Genomic DNA, 17,205 nt, shown 5'->3' with positions numbered 1-17,205 from the left:
TATGGAAAAGGAGACAGCAATGGCGAAATCAAACAAGCTGACGATCAGCGTCATCAAGGCGGACATCGGCGGATGGGTCGGCCATTCGGCTATTCATCCTCGGCTCGTGGAGGTGGCGACCGAGGAACTGTCCGCCGCGCGCAAGCGCGGTCTCCTCATCGACTTTCACGTCACCGCTTGCGGCGACGATCTGCAGTTGATCCTCACGCACCGGCAGGGGGTGGATAACGAGCAGATCCACAAACTGGCCTGGGACACGTTTGTAAAGGGCACCGCGGTTGCGAAGGAGTTGCATCTGTACGGGGCCGGGCAGGATCTGCTGAGCGATGCGTTCAGCGGGAACGTGCGCGGGCAGGGGCCCGGGGTGGCCGAAATGGAGATCGTGGAGCGGACTTCCGAACCGGTCCTGGTCTTCATGGCCGATAAGACCTCGGCCGGCGCCTGGAATCTCCCGCTGTTTAAAATGTTTGCCGATCCGTTCACGACGGCGGGGCTCGTGATCGCGCCAGGGATGCATCAGGGGTTCCGGTTCGAAGTGCACGACATCCGCGAGCACAAGAAGATCCTGTTCGACTGCCCGGAAGACCTCTACGACATGCTGATGTTTATCGGCACGCCGGGGCGGTTCACGATCAAGCACGTGTTCTCGCGCGCGGACGGCACGATTGCCGCCGTCTCGTCGACCGAGCGACTGTCCTTGCTCGCGGGGAAATACGTCGGCAAGGACGACCCGGTGATGGTCGTGCGGGCGCAGCAGAATTTTCCGGCGGTCGGCGAGGTGCTCGAACCCTTCCGCTATCCCTGGATCATCGAGGGCTGGATGCGCGGGTCGCACTATGGGCCTCTCATGGCGGTTCCGATCAAACAGGCCACCCCGAGCCGATTCGACGGTCCTCCACGCGTGGCCTGCCTGGGCTTTCAGATCGCAGACGGACGGTTGATCGGCCCCCGTGACATGTTCGACGATCCGGCGTTCGAGGAAGCGCGGCGCGAAGCCAACCAAGTCGCCGACGTCCTGCGGCGGCATGGGCCCTTCGAGCCGCACCGCCTGCCGCTGGAGGAAATGGAATACACGACCTTGCCGCAGGTGATGAAGAAGCTGGAAGGACGGTGGGAGAAGCTGTGAGAAGAGCTCTGAGTTCTGAGTGTCGAGTGATGAGTCAACTCCGAACTGAGTCAGAACGGAAGAACCGATGAGTGAACCTCGAACAACGATCGGCATCCTGGTCGGGGGCGGCCCAGCGCCGGGAATCAACAGCGTGATCAGCGCGGCGACGATCCGCAGCATCATGGGCGGCTGCAAGGTGCTGGGGATCCAGGATGGCTTCAAGTGGCTGATGATCGGCGACGCGAGCAAGACCAAGCCGCTCTCCATCGCGGAGGTCAGCCGGATACACTTCCGGGGCGGGTCCTATCTGGGTACGTCGCGGGCCAATCCGACCAAGAAGCCCTCTGACCTGGACATCGTTTTCGCCACGTTACAACAGCTCGGCGTCTCCCGGCTCATCACCATCGGAGGAGACGACACGGCCTTTTCCGCCCTAAAGCTCGACCAGCAAGCGGCGGGCCGCTTGCTGGTCGTCCACGTGCCGAAGACCATCGACAACGACCTGGACCTGCCGTACGGCATCCCCACGTTCGGGTTTCAGACCGCTCGCCACGTCGGCGTCGAGCTCGTCAAGAACCTGATGGTCGACGCGATGACCACGTCGCGGTGGTATTTTGTCGTGGCCATGGGCCGCAAGGCCGGGCACCTCGCGCTCGGCATCGGGAAAGCAGCGGGCGCAACGCTGACAGTGATTCCTGAGGAGTTCTCGAAACGTCCGATCCGTCTTGCCACGCTCGTGGATACGCTGGTGGGCGCGATCATCAAACGACGCAGTATGGGCCGAAACGATGGGGTCGCCGTCCTGGCCGAAGGGTTGGCCGAATACCTGAGCCCGGAGGACTTCGGCGGACTCGAACACGTGGAGAGGGACGATCACGGACACGTGCGTCTGTCGGAAGTGGCTTTGGGAGACGTGATCAAGCGGGCCGTCGAACAAGCGCTCAAGGAATTCGGGATTACGACCACGGTGGTGACCAAGGAGATCGGCTACGAGCTCCGCTGCGCAGACCCCATCCCGTTCGACATGGAGTACACCCGGGACATGGGCTACTGCGCCGCACAGTTTTTGCTCGACGGCGGCAGCGCCGCGATGGTGTCTATCCAGAATGGGCGGTTCGTGCCGATTCCGTTCGAATCGATTCTGGACCCGCTGACGGGCCGGACGCGCGTGCGGATGGTTGATGTCACGTCCGAGTCCTATCAGATCGCGCGCGGGTACATGATCCGACTCTCCGCCGACGATTTCGAGCGACCGGAAGAGATGGCGCGGCATGCGGCGCTCATCAAGATGACGCCCGAGACGTTTCGGGCCAGATTCGAATACCTGGTCACCTCTGAGCATGGGGGACTGGCCACGCGGCCGCGCGGTGCCTATCCCTGAGTCGATGGCCCACTCTGAGAAGGAGAGAGCGTGATGAAAATCCTGCTGGCGATCGATGGGTCGAAATACGGGCGCTGGGCGACGGACTGGGTTGCGCGGCTTCCGCTGGTCGACGCGAAGAAGGTGACGGCGCTGCATGTGGTGGACCTCTCGGCGTTGAAGATGCCGCTGGTGCCGCATCCGGTGCCGGCCTGGGATGCGCCCTACGTGCAGAAGGAGGCGCAGCGGCTGGAGGAACGGGCGGACGCGGTGGTGAAGGAGACGCGCGCGCGGTTTGCGTCGCTCAAGATCAAAGCAACGGTGCTCCGCGAGCACGGCTCGGTCGCCGAGGCCATACTCCAACAGGCGAAGGGCGCCGGGACGCTGACCGTCATCGGGAGCCGCGGGCTCGACGCGCTGGATCGGTTCATGCTCGGGAGCGTCTCCACCAAGGTCGTCCATCATGCCAAGGGCTCGGTGCTGGTCGTGCGGGAGCCGGCTCGCCCGATCCGCCGGATCGTCTATGCGACCGACGGTTCCAAGGCTTCTTTGAAGGCGCTGCATTTTCTGGAGCGGCAGTTTGTCCCGAAGAAGGATAAGGGGCCCGCCATCGAAGTGGCGGTCCTCTACGCCATGCCCCTGCTGAAGTACCCGGAGCTGAGAGAGCCGGGCCATCGCCTGGTCGAATCGGCCGCCGCGAAACTGGTTCAGGCCGGCTACCTCGTCGAGCCGGTGTTCAAGATCGGCCACCCGGCGGATGAGATCATCAAGTTCGCCGAGCGACGACAGAGCGACCTGGTGATCAGCGGCGCCAGGGGGCGAGGGGCCATCGCGCGGTTCCTGCTGGGCAGCGTCTCCACGAGGCTTGTCCAGCACAGCCCCTGTTCGGTCCTGGTCGTGCGGTAGGTGCGTTAAGCGTGAAACGTGAAGCGTAAGATGGGGATCTGAGACGACAGGTCTCTATCGGCCCGACTTGTCTATACATGGTCATGGCGAAGGAATTCTGTTCAGCGCCCAGGCAGAAGTACTACAATGACCTCATCAGCAAAGCCACCCAAAGCAAAGCCATCCGATTTTAGCCTATGAGTGACCACTCCAAGATTGAATGGACCGACGCGACATGGAACCCGGTCCGCGGGTGCTCGAAGGTCAGTCCGGGGTGCGCCAACTGTTATGCGGAAACGATTGCTGAACGTTTCCGTGGTGTCCCAGGACACCCCTTTGAACAGGGGTTTGATTTACGATTGGTTCCGGAGAAGCTCGCAGAGCCCTTGCGGTGGCGGACCCCCCGAATGATTTTTGTCAATTCGATGAGTGACTTGTTCCATGAGCAGGTCCCTGATGACTACATTGTGAATGTCGCGCGCGTGATGCGAGTGGCGAACTGGCACACCTATCAAGTGTTGACCAAACGTGCGGAGCGAATGCGGGACCTGCTCAGGGGGAAACTTCGATTCGCATCTGCTCAATCAAACATTTGGTGGGGCGTGAGTGTCGAAAACAGGAAGCACGGTCTTCCTCGCGTGACATATCTGCGTGAAGCTCCGGGGCGAGTCCGCTTCCTGTCGATCGAGCCTTTGCTTGAAGACCTCGGCCCGTTCAGTCTCGAAGGTATCAATTGGGTTATTGTGGGCGGCGAAAGCGGTCCCGGAGCCAGGCCGATGGCCAAAGCCTGGGTACTTGCGATTCGCGATCTATGCAATCAGGCTCAAGTCCCGTTCTTTTTCAAGCAATGGGGCGGAGTCAGAAAAGCAGAGACGGGTCGAGAGCTAGATGGGAAGACTTATGATGAGTTTCCGGCTCGTCCTCTTAGGACTATCCCATCCGAAGCTGAATTGTCGGCCATTAGGGAAGAGATAGAGTTTGCTTGATCCCTATGGCGGCTGAGGATTTCCACGATAAGCCTTTCAACGAGGGAACGCTCACCAAACTCCAAATCTTCGAGCTCTATGCCCGCGAGTGGTTTCCGGTGTTCTTGTCGGTCAAGAGACCCTGGTGTAATGCAATCCACGTTTTCGATTTCTTTGCTGGTCCAGGAACTGATTGTGTGAATGTGCTCGGTAGTCCATTACGGTTGCTACAGCAGCTTCGGAGCTACCAAACAACTGAGGGGTGGGGAAAAGTTCGCATCTATGTGCACTTCTACGATGAAGATGAGGATAAGATTACTCAATTAAAGGACAACATCGTCGCGCATGACCTTCGTTTTCAGGATGTTACCTTCGACATCCAGCCTCTGCGATTTGATGATGCCTTTACGGTATCCGCTCGGACATTGGCCCTTCAGGATGCGGCCAAGCTGGTATTCATCGACCAGACTGGTGTCGCTCAGGTGACACCAGATGTGTTCCATAGGCTGATTAGCTCACCAACTTGCGACTTTCTGTTCTTCCTTTCGTCGTCAACTCTACACAGATTTCATGATCATCCAGCCATAAAGCAAAAGATAGTTCGACCAGATGACTACTACCATGTCCACCGCAAGGCCTTGGAAGAGTCAATCCCATTCTTAGTTGAAATTGCGAAGCGGCCTCCCCTGTGGGGTGCACGTCGTGTCCGTCAACAGAGGCTTCTTTTGACCTTCGGCCTGACAGCCGGCCTCCGCATTGGCTCCAGGATCAACGATCGTCACGCGGTCCATAGCATTCTTTAGGCTCCTCCGGTCAGGCGATGCGGGTCTCGGTCACGGCTTCGCGCTGGATGTCCCGCTGAAGTGCCTCGTGGAGTTGGGTGAGATGCCGATAGCCTTTGATGCGTCGCAAGCGGGGTTCGATCGCCAGCACGGCACTGGCCACCCAGCGGTGTTTCTGATCCGACGTGCGCCAGCGGTCGACCTTGTCCGTCAGTTGGCCGAGTTGGGCGTTCAGCGACTCCAGACAGTTGGTGGTCTTGAGGCTGCGGCCCAGCGTGCCGAACAGCCCCAGCCGATGCAGCGTCAGGGTTTCCTCCAGCCCTTCGTCCAGGCTGGCCACCGCGGAGAGATTGATGGTCCGCAGCTCCTGCCGGAGACGGAGCAAGGCGGCTCGGGCGTCCGTGTAGGTCGGCCGCTCATAGGCCTGCTGCACCCGCCGCCGCCATGGGGCCTGCTGTCCCTTGGGCAGATACCGCACCACATTCTCCCGTTTATGCCACTGACACCGTTGCACGACGGCCTGGCGGCCGAAGACGGTCTGGATCGCTTTGCGCAGCCCCTTGGCGCCATCGATCACGCAGAGCAGCCCCTGGTCCGTGCGCAAGCCTCGGGTCACCAGGTCTCGCAAGAATGCCGCGCAGACCGGCTCGTTTTCGGTGGCGGTCTGCACGAATCCCAGGATCTTCTTCTCGCCCTGCCGCGTCACCCCCAGCGCGAGCACCATGCTGTCGTCCGCAAAGGTCTTGCCGTCGAGGACGAGCACGACCACCTCGTCCTGCTCCAAGCGGCGTTCGCTCAGCTTCCGCAACTGCCGGGCGCTGGCCCGCATGAAGCGTCGTGAGACGCTGGAGGCACTCAGCCCGAACGCCTCCGGGACCGCTTCCGCACAGGCTTCATATCGGCGGCAACTCAGGCCGTGCAGGACTTTGCGGAACAGCCCCGCATCGGCTGCCCGTGGGTCGCCCAGGGCCTGGTAGGTCGGTAACGCCACCTCCACGTTCCGGAAGCGGTTCCGGACTCGCCTGTAGGTGATCGGCAGTTTCTGATCCAGCAAATACACCGAGCCCCGCTGCTGACACCAGCGCACATAGCCCGGCTGGCCGCCGGTCCGGCTATACCGTTCGCCCGCCAGGTCAGTCACTTCCGCCTCCAGGGCGTCCCCGACGGCTTGCAAGCCCAGCGGGATCAGGGCTTGGATAAGGGCCACGAGGCTCGCCCGCTCGTCCACCGCCGGGATGGCGTCCACCGCCCGCCGGCGGATCGGTCGCACCTTGCCTTCTGTGGTGATTCGGATTACGTTTCTCATGAAGCGGCTCCTTTCGTTGGTGTGGGGTGGTGGTTGTCTGATCCACGGTCACCGCACAGCACCACAAAGGCAGCCGCTTCGTCAATTTTCAACTAATCCTGGCACACCCTCCCTTGGAATATTACCGCAGCCTGCTTCCCCCTCAATCGGAGTATTACCTGGCCCCATTCTCTATAAAGAAGGGAGCGAACATCTATGGTCTCATTTTTGGCTCTGCGCATCCGCTGGGAATAGACAAATTCCTAGACGTCGCTTGGCGCAGCGATGAAGTCAGTGGAGAGGCCAATTTTTCGATCAATCGTGAGAATATCAGAGCGGAACAGATGCTGCTTCCCATGGAAGAGGTTAGGCCAACCAAGATCACTGCCTTCGAAAAAGAGTTAGAGACTTTGCTCAGAGGTGGACAGCTATTTAATGAGGCAGACGTTATGCGAGTGTGTTTCGAGCACGGCGTGAAGAGGCAACATGCTAGACCAGTTCTCGCGAAGCTTAAGAAAGAGGGGGTGATCGACTTGGATTTTCAAGTGCCCGATGTCAATCGTTACCGTTCTCCACGTCAGATTCGCTTCATCTGAAAGCTACAAACTCGTCAACCCGTGGGTGACGGCGTATTTCACGAGGTCGGCCGTCGTGTGCAGGTTCAACTGCTGCATGATGCGGAACTTGTGGAACTCGACGGTCTTCACCGAGACATGCAGGAGCTGGGCGATGTCTTTGGTGCCTCGGCCCTCGGCGACCAGTTGCAGCACCTCGCGCTGGCGCGGGGTGAGGGTCGCGCTTGGACGGGCATGGTCCTGGGACGACGAGGAGGCGAGAAACGAAGACAGCACATCCTTGGCGATGAGCGGAGTGAGGTAGAACTGTCCCCGCAGCGAGGCCCGGATGGCTTCGCCCAATTCCGAATCGGCCGACCGTTTGAGGAGATAGCCGGAGGCGCCGGCGTGAAACGCCTCGGTCGCATAGGTCGGACTGGCATGCATCGTCAGGACGATCAGCTTGCTTTCCGGGACGAGCTTCTTGATCTGCCGCGCTGCGTCGAGGCCGTTGAGCAGCGGCATCGAGATGTCGAGCAGGATGACGTCCGGTTTCAACCGTTGAGCGGCCTCCACCAGCGCGCGGCCGTCCTCGACGGTGCCGACTACCTCGCAGTCCTCCTCCACGAGCCGGCGCAGGCCGGCGAGCAGGATCGAATGGTCGTCCGCCAAGAGCACGCGCGGCTTCATGGGCTCTCCTGAAACGGCCGGGGAATCCAGGCGCAGACCTTGGTGCCGCGGCCTGGCAGGCTGCGAATGCGAAGCACACCGCGCTGGTGACGCAGCCGTTCTTCCATGCTGACCAACCCCAAACCCTGGCGCGGCGGCGCGCCGGGTTCCGCAGAAAACCCCGTGCCGTTGTCCGTCACGGAGAGGCCGATCCCCTTCTCGGACCCGCGGAGGCGGATGGCGGCTTCAGTGGCTCTTGCGTGTTTTGCGACGTTCTGAAGACTCTCCTGCACGACGCGAAACAGGCAGGTCGCGACCGCGAGCGGAAGCGTGCCTGGAAGGTGCTGTTCGGTCACCCGCACAGTGAGGCCCGTGCGCTTGGCAAAATCCTGCGCGTGGTCGCGGACCGCCGGCGCCAATCCCGCATGCTCCAGCAGCGAGGGGTGCAGCCCATAAGCCAGGCGGTGGAGATCATCGGAGAGGCGGCCCAGTTCTACCCGCAGGGGGGCGAGCCGGGTGGAGAGCGCGACCGGCGATTCGGGCGGGCGTCGCTCCAGCGCGGCCAGATCGAGCAGGATCGCGGCCAAACGCTGGCCGATGTCGTCGTGGAGGTCCCGCGCGATGCGGCGCCGTTCCTCCTCCTGCACGGTGATCAGGCGGGACGCCAGCGCCTGCATCTGCTCCTGATTCCGATGCAGGGCCTCTTCCGCATGTTTTTGGGAGGTGATATCGGAGACCAGCGCAAACAGGCCGCGGACCCGTCCCTTGTCGTCCCGGTCCGGGAGATATCGCGCGAGCAGCCAATGGAGCCCCTCATCCGGGACCTCGATGGGATATTCGTAGAATACGGGCCGGCCGGCGAGCGCATCCTTCAATCGGGATTCCATGACGGCGTAGGTGGTCGGTCCGACCAGGTCGCGAACCGACCGGCCCAGGATCTGCGCGGTCGGAATGCCGAACAGCTCCTGATAGCGCTGGTTCACGAAGCGGTAACGAAGCTCCGCATCGATGTACGAGAACAGCTCGGGGACATTGCCGGCCAACACGCCGAATTCGTGCTCCAATCGGCGGAGCATCTCTTCCGACCGTTTGTGGCGGGTGATGTCGATGCTGAGTTCCAGGATCAGATCGTGCCGGCCGGCGAGGTCGCGCTGAAGCGCCCAGCGGCTGAACACGATCAGCGGCGCGCCGTCGCGACGGACGTGCGTGAGTTCGCCTTCCCAACGCCCTTCCTGCGACAGGAGCCGGGTCACCTCGTCGAACGGCAGCGGGAAGCGCGTGTTCAGGAGCGAGGCCGCCTCGCGGCCGATGACGTCTCTCAACGGCCACCCATACAGCCGTTCGGCCGCTCGATTCCAATAGAGAATCCGGTCCTGGAGATCGCGAACGATCACGGCTTCGTGGGCCAGCTCCAGCATCTCGGTCTGATGGACGAGACCCTGGTCCATGGCGAAGGAGCCGGACCAATCGGCGAGAACGCCGGACTGATGCGCTGGCATGGGAATGACTCCGGTACGACCAGATAAAACGGGCAACAGAGACCGCGATGGCAATCGAATGCCTCCCGCCATACGAACTCCCGGTGGCTCACCGGAGTATGGCGGCTCGGTCAACCCCGGTGCTGTACTTATGGTCACTCTATCGCCAGCCGGCGGCTTACACAAGGGGAGCGCTCGAAGACCTGTCGGACTTCGGGATCGAACCTGTGTGAGGACCAGCGGAGTGGAGAGACCAGAAAGAGGCCGCGCGAGGCAGGCCGGGCAGTCAATCGGCCTGCCTCGCGCGAAGGATCGGAGCCATTCGCCCTGGAGGGCTTGCGACGGATGGTCCGATCGTCGCAGCCGCGGCCCTCGTGAGGGTCGCGGCTGCGGGCCTCGATGGTCCACCTCACTTCTGTTCCGGAAATTCCCTGGTGATCCTCGCCGCGTCGTCCGTGAGGCCCAGCGGCTTCTGCTGCGTGTAGCCGGCCCATCGATCGGATGTGGCGGAGGTCGTGACGGGTTCTCCTTTCACTGCAGCCTCCGCCCGTTTTTGAATCATGGCCTTGATCGGCTCGACATCGGCGGCGCTGTACCACCCTCTCCGCACGCCGTCGTCGAAAATGGCGAGCGTGCGACGAACGTAGTCCTCCGCCAAGGTTTTATTGCCGTTCTTCAGGGCCGCCGCGGCGCCATTGAGTTGCCGGATCACATGGGCCTGAGGCGTGTTGCCCAGCGCGTTGATGAACACCCGGTTGTACGGCTCCTGGCGAAGTTGATGGGCGATGTCCTCCACCCAATCCGCGGTCACGGTCTGTTCCGAGGAGGGGGCCAGCCAGTCCGCCGCCTGACTTGGCGCTGCAGCAGCCAGCAGCCCGACGGCCGTCAAGCCGGCGGCCACGATGCCGCTCAGACCGGTAAAACCATGGTGCCGGCCGATGGTTGTTTCGGGGTATCGTGTGCGCATAGCCATGCCTCCTTTGCGTGAGTGACTGATTACTTACGTCCTGCGACGCTCCTGATGCATCCCTTGCGATGATCGGCTGCGCGTCGCGTCCTCTCCTTCCATTCTCCAAAACAATCGCGAAGGGAAACACTGGGAATGTTTTGAGAGCCGGACGGAAATGATCCTGGCGCAGCGGATCATGCTCTTCCGCCTCCAAGCAGGAGACCCGGAGACCATCCCCGCCAGGGGTCGAGCCCGGTCGGGACTGTACGTTCGCGCTGGACTGGTAAGAATGGTTGCGCGATCTAGTAAGACCCCTAGATTCCGAAGCCGGCGAGGATTGCTAGAAGTAAGGGAAAGTAGGGCCCGATGGACGCGCATGCGCCTAGGCGCATGCGCCGGCACCACGGGATGATTCATTTTCGCAGCAGGCGATGCGGCGGCTTGCCGGGGCCATCCCGAGCCGGCGCCGAACGAGCGAGGAAGGAGAGGTGAGCGATGAGGTGTGATCAGAAGAGTCGGAAGCCGATCAAATCATCGACAGTGCTGTTGGGCTGGTGCTCCATGCTTTCGTTGTTTTTATGGATCGGCGGCGCGCCTACGGCGCAGGCCGGCGGGACCGTGACGGGCAAGGTGACCTATTCAGGCAAGGCCGAGCAGAAGGAGTTCGTCTTCTCCAAATTCCCCAATGCCGCATTCTGTCAGAAGAATCCCAAGCAGGAGTTGGTGGACGGCGAGAAACGGATCTTGCCGACGATCACGGTGGCGAAAGATGGCGGGTTGGCTGCGGCGGTCGTGGCCGTGACGGACGTCGAGGACAAGGCGTTCATGGACGGGTACAAGGGCACCGAGGTCGTGGCCGAGTTTTGCGAGTTCCTTCCCTATACCGGCGTGGTGGTGAACAAGACCAGCTTCCGCGTCGAGAACCATGACGCGGACCCTGACGATCCCAAATCCGTCAAAGGCGTGTTGCACAACCCGCACTCCTTTGAGGTGAAGGGTCCCAGCTCCAGCACCATTTTCAATATTGGTCTGGCTGAAAAGGGATCGAGCCTGGATAAGAAGATTATCCTTCGCAAGGAGAAGCAGGGGTCTTACCTTCGCCTTCAGTGCGACCAGCACGAGTTCATGCAATCGTTCTTCCTGCCGGTGAAGAACGGGCACTATGCAGTGGCGAAGGAGGACGGCACCTTTGAAATCAAGGACGTGCCGGCCGGCAAGCACAAGCTCGTGGCCTGGCATCCCTTTGCCGGAGAGATCGAAGCGGAAGTCGATGTGCCGGAAGGAGGCACGGCGCAGGCGACGTTTGCGATCAAGAGCAAGAAATAGCCCTGCCGGCTCCTCCTGCCAAGGGAGCCCTGTCGCGCGCCGACCGGCGCGCGACAGGGGAGCCGTCATCCGATGGTGATGCCACCGATTCTGGCTGCCCCGCCGCTGCCCCGCCCATCGTTCTGCTTCTTCAGAGTCACGTGGCCCATCCATGTGTTCCGCAGCCGGCTATCCGCTCATCCACCGCTCCTCTTGCCCATCCGAATCGATGCTCGCCTATAGACGTCCCCCCCGAGAAAATCATAAGCTCCAAGAAGGCATATGGTGAAGGCAGGGGACGGGTGCGATGGCCAAGCAGGACTATGACCTCATCGTCGTCGGCGGAGGGCCGGGCGGGTACCTGGCCGCAATCCGTGCGGCCCAGCTCGGCATGAAGGTGGCCTGTGTCGAGGAGCGCGAACAGCTCGGCGGCACCTGCCTCAACGTCGGCTGCATCCCTTCCAAGGCCCTCTTGAACTCGTCGGAGAAGTTCCGGGAGGCGCAGCAATCGCTGAAGGGCTATGGTGTGTTGTGCGAAGGGGTGGCGCTGGACCTGGCCGCCATGATGGAGCAGAAGGCCAAGGCGGTGCGGACGCTCACGAGCGGCGTGGCCCATCTGTTCCGGAAGCACAAGATCGACCATGCGAGAGGACGCGGCCGGCTCCTTGGCCGGCGGCAGGTTGAGGTCCGTCCACCGGAAGGGTCGCCATTGGTCTTACAAGCACCAGCCATCATCCTGGCGACCGGGTCGGCGCCTGCATCCCTGCCCGGGTTGGAGATCGATGAAGAACGGATCGTGACCTCCACTGGGGCGCTGAGCTTGAAGCAAGTTCCCGAGCACCTGGTGGTCGTGGGCGGCGGCTATATCGGCCTGGAATTGGGATCGGTCTGGGGCCGGCTCGGCGCGCAGGTCACTTGTGTCGAAATGCTCGAGCGGTTGGCGCCGGGCACGGATGGAGAAGTGGCGCAGCTCCTTCAAAAGGTCCTGGAACAGCAGGGCTTCTCGTTCCGGTTGCGCACCGGCGTGAAGGCGGCGCGTGCGACCAAGAAAGGGGTCGCACTGACGCTGGAGCAGGCGGGAGGCGGCAAGGGCGAGTCGCTCACCTGTAGCCATGTCCTGGTGGCAGTGGGCCGCCGGCCCTATACCGAGGGGCTTGGGTTGGACAAGGCCGGCGTGGCGCTCGACGGCAGAGGCTTTATCACGATCGACCGAGAATTTCGCACCAGCGCCGAGGGGATCTTTGCCATCGGCGATGTCGTTCGCCAGCCCATGTTGGCCCACAAGGCGTATGATGAAGCCACGGCCTGTGTCGAGATCATCGCGGGTCGCAGGGGCTACGTGCATTACGACAGTATTCCGGCGATTATCTATACCTGGCCGGAGGTGGCCGGCGTCGGGCGGACCGAAGAAGAGTTGAAGCAACAGGGCCAGGCCTATCGAGCGGGGCGCTTCCCGTTCCGGGCGAACAGCCGGGCGCGCTGCACCGGCGAGTTGGACGGGTTCGTGAAGATCCTGGCCGATGCCGAGAGCGATCTGGTGCTGGGCGCTCACATCATCGGGCCGGACGCCGGCACGATGATCCATGAGATCGTGGCGGCCATGAAGTTCGGCGCAACCGCGGAGGAACTCGGGCGCATGGCCCATGCCCATCCGACCCTCAGCGAAGCGGTGCGGGAGGCGGCGCTGGCGGTCCACGGCCGCGCCTTTCATATGTAGTCTGTCGTCGCCGCGAAAAAGGAGCAGGCGGATGCCTAAAAAAACGATCAAGATCCCGGCCAAGCTCGACTACCTGTCCATCTTGGACGAGCACGGCAAGCTGGATCGCAAACTGGAGCCCAAGTTGTCCAAGGAGCTGCTGCGGACGATGCATGACAAGATGCTGCTGGCCCGGCGCTTCGACGAGCGCATGTTCAGCTTGCAACGGCAGGGCCGGCTCGGCACCTTCGCGCCGGTGAAGGGCCAGGAGGCGGCGCAGATCGGGGCGGCGGCGGCGCTGAACGAGTCGGACTGGATCGTGCCGGCCTTTCGTGAGCTTGCGGCCTATGTCTGGCGGGATCTCCCGCTGGAGGGTCTGCTGCTCTACAACGCCGGCTACAACGAGGGCGGCCGGGTGCCGGATGGCGCGCACGTTCTGCCGATCGCGATTCCGGTCGGCTCGCAGATGCTGCATGCGGCCGGACTGGCCTACGGATTGAAACTCCAGAAGAAGCGCGAGATCGCGATGACGTTCTTCGGCGACGGAGCGACCTCCGAAGGCGACTTCCACGAAGCCATGAACTTCGCCATGGTCTATGCCTGTCCGATGGTCTTCATCTGCCAGAACAACCACTATGCGATCTCGGTGCCGCGGGCCAAGCAAACGACCTCCCGCACCCTCGCGCAAAAGGCCTTTGCCTACGACATGCCCTGCATGCAGGTGGACGGGAACGACGTCCTGGCCGTCTATGCGGCCGCCAAAGAAGCGGTCGAGCGCGCGCGCACCCGTCACATCCCGACCTTGATCGAATGTGTCACCTATCGGCTCTCCGTGCACACGACGGTGGATGATCCGAGCAAGTACCGGTCGCAGCAAGAGGTGAAGCAGTGGGAGAAGCGCGACCCGATCCCGCGGTTTCAGCGCTATCTCAAAAGCAAGAAGCTCCTGTCGGACGCCGATATCAAAAAAACCGAAGAGCAAATCGAGCAGGACATTGCAAAGGCCGTCGAGGCCTGGCAGGGCCAGATGGCCAGGCTGACCGATCCCTCCGTGATGTTCGAGCACCTCTATGCGGAGATGCCCCCGTCGTTGCACGCGCAGCGAGAGGCCTTCCGGAAAGAGTGGGTGGAACGAACCGATGAGGCTGCCAATGGCTGAGCTGACGATGGTCCAGGCGATCAATCTCGCGCTGCGGCAAGAAATGAAGCGCGATCCCACCGTGGTCCTGATCGGCGAGGACATCGGGGTTGATGGGGGAATCTTCCGCGTGACCGACGGCCTCCTGAAGGAGTACGGGCCGGAGCGGGTGATGGACAGTCCGCTGGCGGAATCCGGCATCATCGGGTTCTCGATCGGCATGGCGATCTCCGGGCTCAAGCCCGTGCCCGAGTTGCAATTCTCCGGCTTCAGCTACTTCGCTTTTCATCAACTGGAGGGGCACGCCGCGCGGATGCGCTGGCGGTCTCAGGGCCGCTACCACCTGCCGATGGTGGTCCGGATGCCCCAGGGGGCAGGCGTGCGGGCGCTGGAGCATCACTCCGAAAGCAGGGAAGCGTACTATGGCCATACGCCCGGGCTGAAAATGGTCATGCCCTCGACCCCGCGCAATGCCAGGGCGCTGCTGCTGAGCGCGATCCGCGATCCCGATCCGGTGATCTTCCTCGAACCGACGGCGAATTACCGGGCCTTTCGCGAGGAGGTACCGGAGGAAGAGGAGACGATTCCCATCGGGGAATCGAAGATCGTGCGCGAGGGAAACGATCTCACGATGATCACCTATGGGACGATGGTGCGGCGGACTCTTGAGGCGGCGGAGCGATTGCACGCAGAAGACGGCATCGAGGCGGAGGTAATCGATCTCTTGACCATCTCGCCGCTGGACGACAGGAAGTTTATCGAGTCGGCGCGCAAGACCGGCCGGGTCGTGATCGTCCATGAGGCGCCGCAAACCTTCGGGCCGGGCGGCGAGATCGTCGCTCGATTGGTCGAGCAGGCGTTTCTGCATCTTGAGGCGCCGATCAAGCGGGTGAACGGGTACGACATCATTGTGCCCTATTTCGCCAGGGAGCAGGCCTATATCCCGGACGCCGAACGGATCGTCCGCGGCGCGAGAGAGGTGCTGCGGTTCTGATGGGGCGCCGGTGCGAGTGAAAGGATTCCGTCGATGGCCAAGCTGTGGACATTTCAAGATCCCGGAGAAGGCATCCACGAAGCCGAGGTGCTGAAGCTGCTGGTCGCGCGGGGCGATCGTGTGAGAGAAGGGCAGGAGGTCCTGACGGTCGAGACGGACAAGGCGAGCTTCGACCTCTCCTGTCCCTATACCGGCGTCGTGGAGGAGATCGCGGTCAAGGAAGGCGACCGGATCAACGTGGGCGATCCGTTGATGCGCATCGCCGAAGAGGGTATCGCGACAGCGGGGGCGCCCGGTGCGCCGACAAAGCCGGCGAAAGAGGCGAGGCAGACGAAACCGGCCGAATCGGCCAAACCGGCAACGAAGACCAAACAGGAACCGGAAGCGGAGAAAACAGGGGCGCAATCTGAAGCCGAGCCGACCGACATGCAACCGGACGAGCATGCGCAGGAGGAGGAACCGGCATCGGGTTCACGCAAGGAAGCGACAAGCGCAGGGGCCGCTCAACAGGGACCGGTCCTGGCCTCTCCCGCAACCAGACGCGTTGCGCGGGAGTTGAAGGTGGACTTGCGATTGGTGCCGCCCAGCGGCGAAGGCGGGCGCGTGCTTACGGACGATGTCCGAGCGTTTGCCGAAGGACAACCGAAGGATCGAAAGACCCCTGCTGCTGCGCGGGGCGAGAGGGCCGGGAAGGCGGCGGGAGACCGGCAAGTCGCGCCGATCGAACGTCCGGTGCTGCCGGATTTCGGCCAGTGGGGCGAGATCGAGCGGGTGCCGCTCCGGTCGGTTCGCCGGGAGACGGCCAAGCGCATGGCCCTCTCCTGGTCGCAGATTCCCCACGTCACGCACAACGACGTGGCGGACATCACGGAACTGGAAGCGTTCCGGCAACGGCACGTAAAGGTCATCGAGGCCAAGGGCGGCAAGCTCACGCTCACCGTGCTGGTGATGAAGGCGGTCGTGGCGGCGTTGCACGAGTTCCCTCGGTTCAACGCCAGCCTGGACCCGGAGAAGGAAGAATTGATCCTCAAACGCTATTACCACCTGGGGATCGCGCTGGACAGTGAGCGGGGGCTGCTGGTGCCGGTCATCCACGACGTGGATCGCAAGAGCCTCACCGACCTGGCCGTGGAGTTGTTTCAACTGGCCGAACGGGTCCGCAAGGGTGACGTGAAGCGGGAGGACGTGAGCGGGGGGACCTTCACCATCACCAATCCCGGCCCGATGGGCGGGACCACCTTCACGCCGATCATCAATTACCCCGAGGTGGCGATTCTGGGATTGGGGCGCGCGCGGCTCCAGCCGGTGGTCCGCGGGACGGTGGAGCAGCCAGAGATCGTGCCGCGGCTGCTGCTGCCGATTTCTTTCGGGTTCGACCACCGGATCAACGACGGGGCCGACGCCGCGCGCTTCGTCAACAAGGTCATCCACACGCTGACCAACCTCGAAGCCTACACGCTGGCGATCTGAAACATGAAATGAGAAATGTAAAATGTCAGACGGAGACGTCACCTCCTCAGGAGCCGCGCGTTCTTCCCCGAGTGCCATCACAGCGGTCCATGGGCTCGTCCGGCTCAGCGCCGGGGTTGAGCCGGACGGGATACGTTCTCCAGTACCGATCCGCTGATGGTGGCATCCGTCCCATGCACCGCCAGATCCCCTAACGATACAATCCCGACCAATTCCTTGGCCCTGGACAGAATCGGCAGGCGCCTGATCTGTCGTTCCGCCATCAACCGGGCGGCCTGTTCCACGTCGTCATCCTCAAAACAGTAGGACACCTCCGGGGTCATGGCCTCTTGGACCCTGACAGTCCTTGGATCGCGGCGATCGGCCATGACCCGGACCACCAAGTCCCGATCGGTCACCATGCCGATCAAACGGTCTCCGTCGCAGACCGGGATGGCGCCGATGTTCAGGTTCTTCATCTTGGTCGAGGCGTCCTCGGCTGTCGCATCGGCGGAGATCACGTCAACCTGCGGGGTCATGATTTCTTTGAGCCGAGGCATCATCAATCTCCTTTCTCATGGTGCTCTC

16 protein-coding genes are annotated in these 17,205 nt (G+C 62.3%); 11 read left to right on the top strand and 5 right to left on the bottom strand.

Going from position 1 to position 17,205, the window contains the following annotated elements:
• Nucleotides 1-19: 19 nt before the first annotated feature.
• The 5 genes from fbp to tcmP all read left to right on the top strand — a co-directional run bounded on the left by fbp (nucleotide 20) and on the right by tcmP (nucleotide 5,121).
• Nucleotides 20-1,126: a fructose-1,6-bisphosphate aldolase/phosphatase gene (fbp, locus tag QWI75_RS20685; protein ID WP_289271264.1), complete on the top strand. Its 1,107-nt coding sequence runs from the start codon at nucleotides 20-22 to the stop codon at nucleotides 1,124-1,126.
• Nucleotides 1,127-1,193: 67 nt separating this feature from the next.
• A complete protein-coding gene (gene pfp / locus QWI75_RS20680) occupies nucleotides 1,194-2,489 on the top strand; it encodes a diphosphate--fructose-6-phosphate 1-phosphotransferase (RefSeq protein WP_289271263.1) in 1,296 nt (431 codons plus the stop codon).
• A gap of 33 nt (nucleotides 2,490-2,522) precedes the next feature.
• Nucleotides 2,523-3,374 carry a universal stress protein gene (locus QWI75_RS20675; protein ID WP_289271262.1) on the top strand — a complete coding sequence of 284 codons (852 nt, stop codon included), beginning with the start codon at nucleotides 2,523-2,525 and terminating at the stop codon, nucleotides 3,372-3,374.
• Between the two features lie 176 nt (nucleotides 3,375-3,550).
• Nucleotides 3,551-4,339: a DUF5131 family protein gene (locus tag QWI75_RS20670; RefSeq protein WP_289271261.1), complete on the top strand. Its 789-nt coding sequence runs from the start codon at nucleotides 3,551-3,553 to the stop codon at nucleotides 4,337-4,339.
• A 5-nt stretch (nucleotides 4,340-4,344) separates the two neighbouring features.
• Complete coding sequence (tcmP, locus tag QWI75_RS20665; protein ID WP_289271260.1) at nucleotides 4,345-5,121, top strand: three-Cys-motif partner protein TcmP; 777 nt, start codon at nucleotides 4,345-4,347, stop codon at nucleotides 5,119-5,121.
• Nucleotides 5,122-5,131: 10 nt separating this feature from the next.
• Here the strand turns inward: tcmP and QWI75_RS20660 are convergent, their stop codons facing one another.
• Nucleotides 5,132-6,406: an IS256 family transposase gene (locus tag QWI75_RS20660; RefSeq protein ID WP_289271259.1), complete on the bottom strand. Its 1,275-nt coding sequence runs from the start codon at nucleotides 6,404-6,406 to the stop codon at nucleotides 5,132-5,134.
• A 113-nt stretch (nucleotides 6,407-6,519) separates the two neighbouring features.
• Between QWI75_RS20660 and QWI75_RS20655 the strand changes: the two genes are divergently transcribed.
• Complete coding sequence (locus tag QWI75_RS20655) at nucleotides 6,520-6,981, top strand: hypothetical protein (RefSeq protein WP_289271258.1); 462 nt, start codon at nucleotides 6,520-6,522, stop codon at nucleotides 6,979-6,981.
• A 3-nt stretch (nucleotides 6,982-6,984) separates the two neighbouring features.
• Here QWI75_RS20655 and QWI75_RS20650 read toward each other — a convergent pair whose 3' ends face one another.
• The 3 genes from QWI75_RS20650 to QWI75_RS20640 all read right to left on the bottom strand — a co-directional run bounded on the left by QWI75_RS20650 (nucleotide 6,985) and on the right by QWI75_RS20640 (nucleotide 10,053).
• On the bottom strand, nucleotides 6,985-7,629 hold the full coding sequence (locus tag QWI75_RS20650) for a response regulator (protein ID WP_289271257.1): 645 nt from the start codon (nucleotides 7,627-7,629) through the stop codon (nucleotides 6,985-6,987).
• Nucleotides 7,626-9,107, bottom strand: coding sequence for a PAS domain-containing sensor histidine kinase (locus tag QWI75_RS20645; RefSeq protein WP_289271256.1), 1,482 nt, complete (start codon nucleotides 9,105-9,107; stop codon nucleotides 7,626-7,628). The genes QWI75_RS20650 and QWI75_RS20645 overlap by 4 nt, the downstream gene beginning before the upstream one ends.
• A gap of 388 nt (nucleotides 9,108-9,495) precedes the next feature.
• Entirely contained in the window at nucleotides 9,496-10,053 is a 558-nt protein-coding gene (locus QWI75_RS20640; protein ID WP_289271255.1) for a hypothetical protein, read from the bottom strand.
• A gap of 477 nt (nucleotides 10,054-10,530) precedes the next feature.
• Here QWI75_RS20640 and QWI75_RS20635 point away from each other — a divergent pair, with 477 nt between their 5' ends.
• The 5 genes from QWI75_RS20635 (at nucleotide 10,531) to QWI75_RS20615 (ending at nucleotide 16,638) form a co-directional block, all read left to right on the top strand.
• Complete coding sequence (locus tag QWI75_RS20635; RefSeq protein WP_289271254.1) at nucleotides 10,531-11,361, top strand: carboxypeptidase-like regulatory domain-containing protein; 831 nt, start codon at nucleotides 10,531-10,533, stop codon at nucleotides 11,359-11,361.
• A gap of 286 nt (nucleotides 11,362-11,647) precedes the next feature.
• The gene (lpdA, locus tag QWI75_RS20630) at nucleotides 11,648-13,057 is read left to right on the top strand and encodes a dihydrolipoyl dehydrogenase (RefSeq protein ID WP_289271253.1); all 1,410 of its coding nucleotides are present in this window, start codon (nucleotides 11,648-11,650) and stop codon (nucleotides 13,055-13,057) included.
• A gap of 31 nt (nucleotides 13,058-13,088) precedes the next feature.
• On the top strand, nucleotides 13,089-14,195 hold the full coding sequence (gene pdhA / locus QWI75_RS20625) for a pyruvate dehydrogenase (acetyl-transferring) E1 component subunit alpha (protein ID WP_289271252.1): 1,107 nt from the start codon (nucleotides 13,089-13,091) through the stop codon (nucleotides 14,193-14,195).
• Nucleotides 14,188-15,168: an alpha-ketoacid dehydrogenase subunit beta gene (locus QWI75_RS20620; RefSeq protein ID WP_289271251.1), complete on the top strand. Its 981-nt coding sequence runs from the start codon at nucleotides 14,188-14,190 to the stop codon at nucleotides 15,166-15,168. Before pdhA ends, QWI75_RS20620 begins: the two co-directional genes overlap by 8 nt.
• 33 nt (nucleotides 15,169-15,201) lie before the next feature.
• Nucleotides 15,202-16,638, top strand: coding sequence for a 2-oxo acid dehydrogenase subunit E2 (locus QWI75_RS20615; RefSeq protein ID WP_289271250.1), 1,437 nt, complete (start codon nucleotides 15,202-15,204; stop codon nucleotides 16,636-16,638).
• 104 nt (nucleotides 16,639-16,742) lie between these two features.
• On the opposite strand, the gene QWI75_RS20610 is transcribed toward QWI75_RS20615, so the two are convergent.
• Nucleotides 16,743-17,180 (bottom strand): CBS domain-containing protein, encoded by a 438-nt coding sequence (locus QWI75_RS20610; RefSeq protein WP_289271249.1) that lies wholly within the window; start codon nucleotides 17,178-17,180, stop codon nucleotides 16,743-16,745.
• Between the last annotated feature and the right edge of the window lie 25 nt (nucleotides 17,181-17,205).

Origin of the sequence: Nitrospira tepida (assembly GCF_947241125.1) — a bacterium.
Lineage (GTDB): Bacteria > Nitrospirota > Nitrospiria > Nitrospirales > Nitrospiraceae > Nitrospira_G > Nitrospira_G tepida.
The sequence above is the reverse complement of the archived record's forward strand: the minus strand, read 5'-3'. Positions and strand labels throughout refer to the sequence as shown.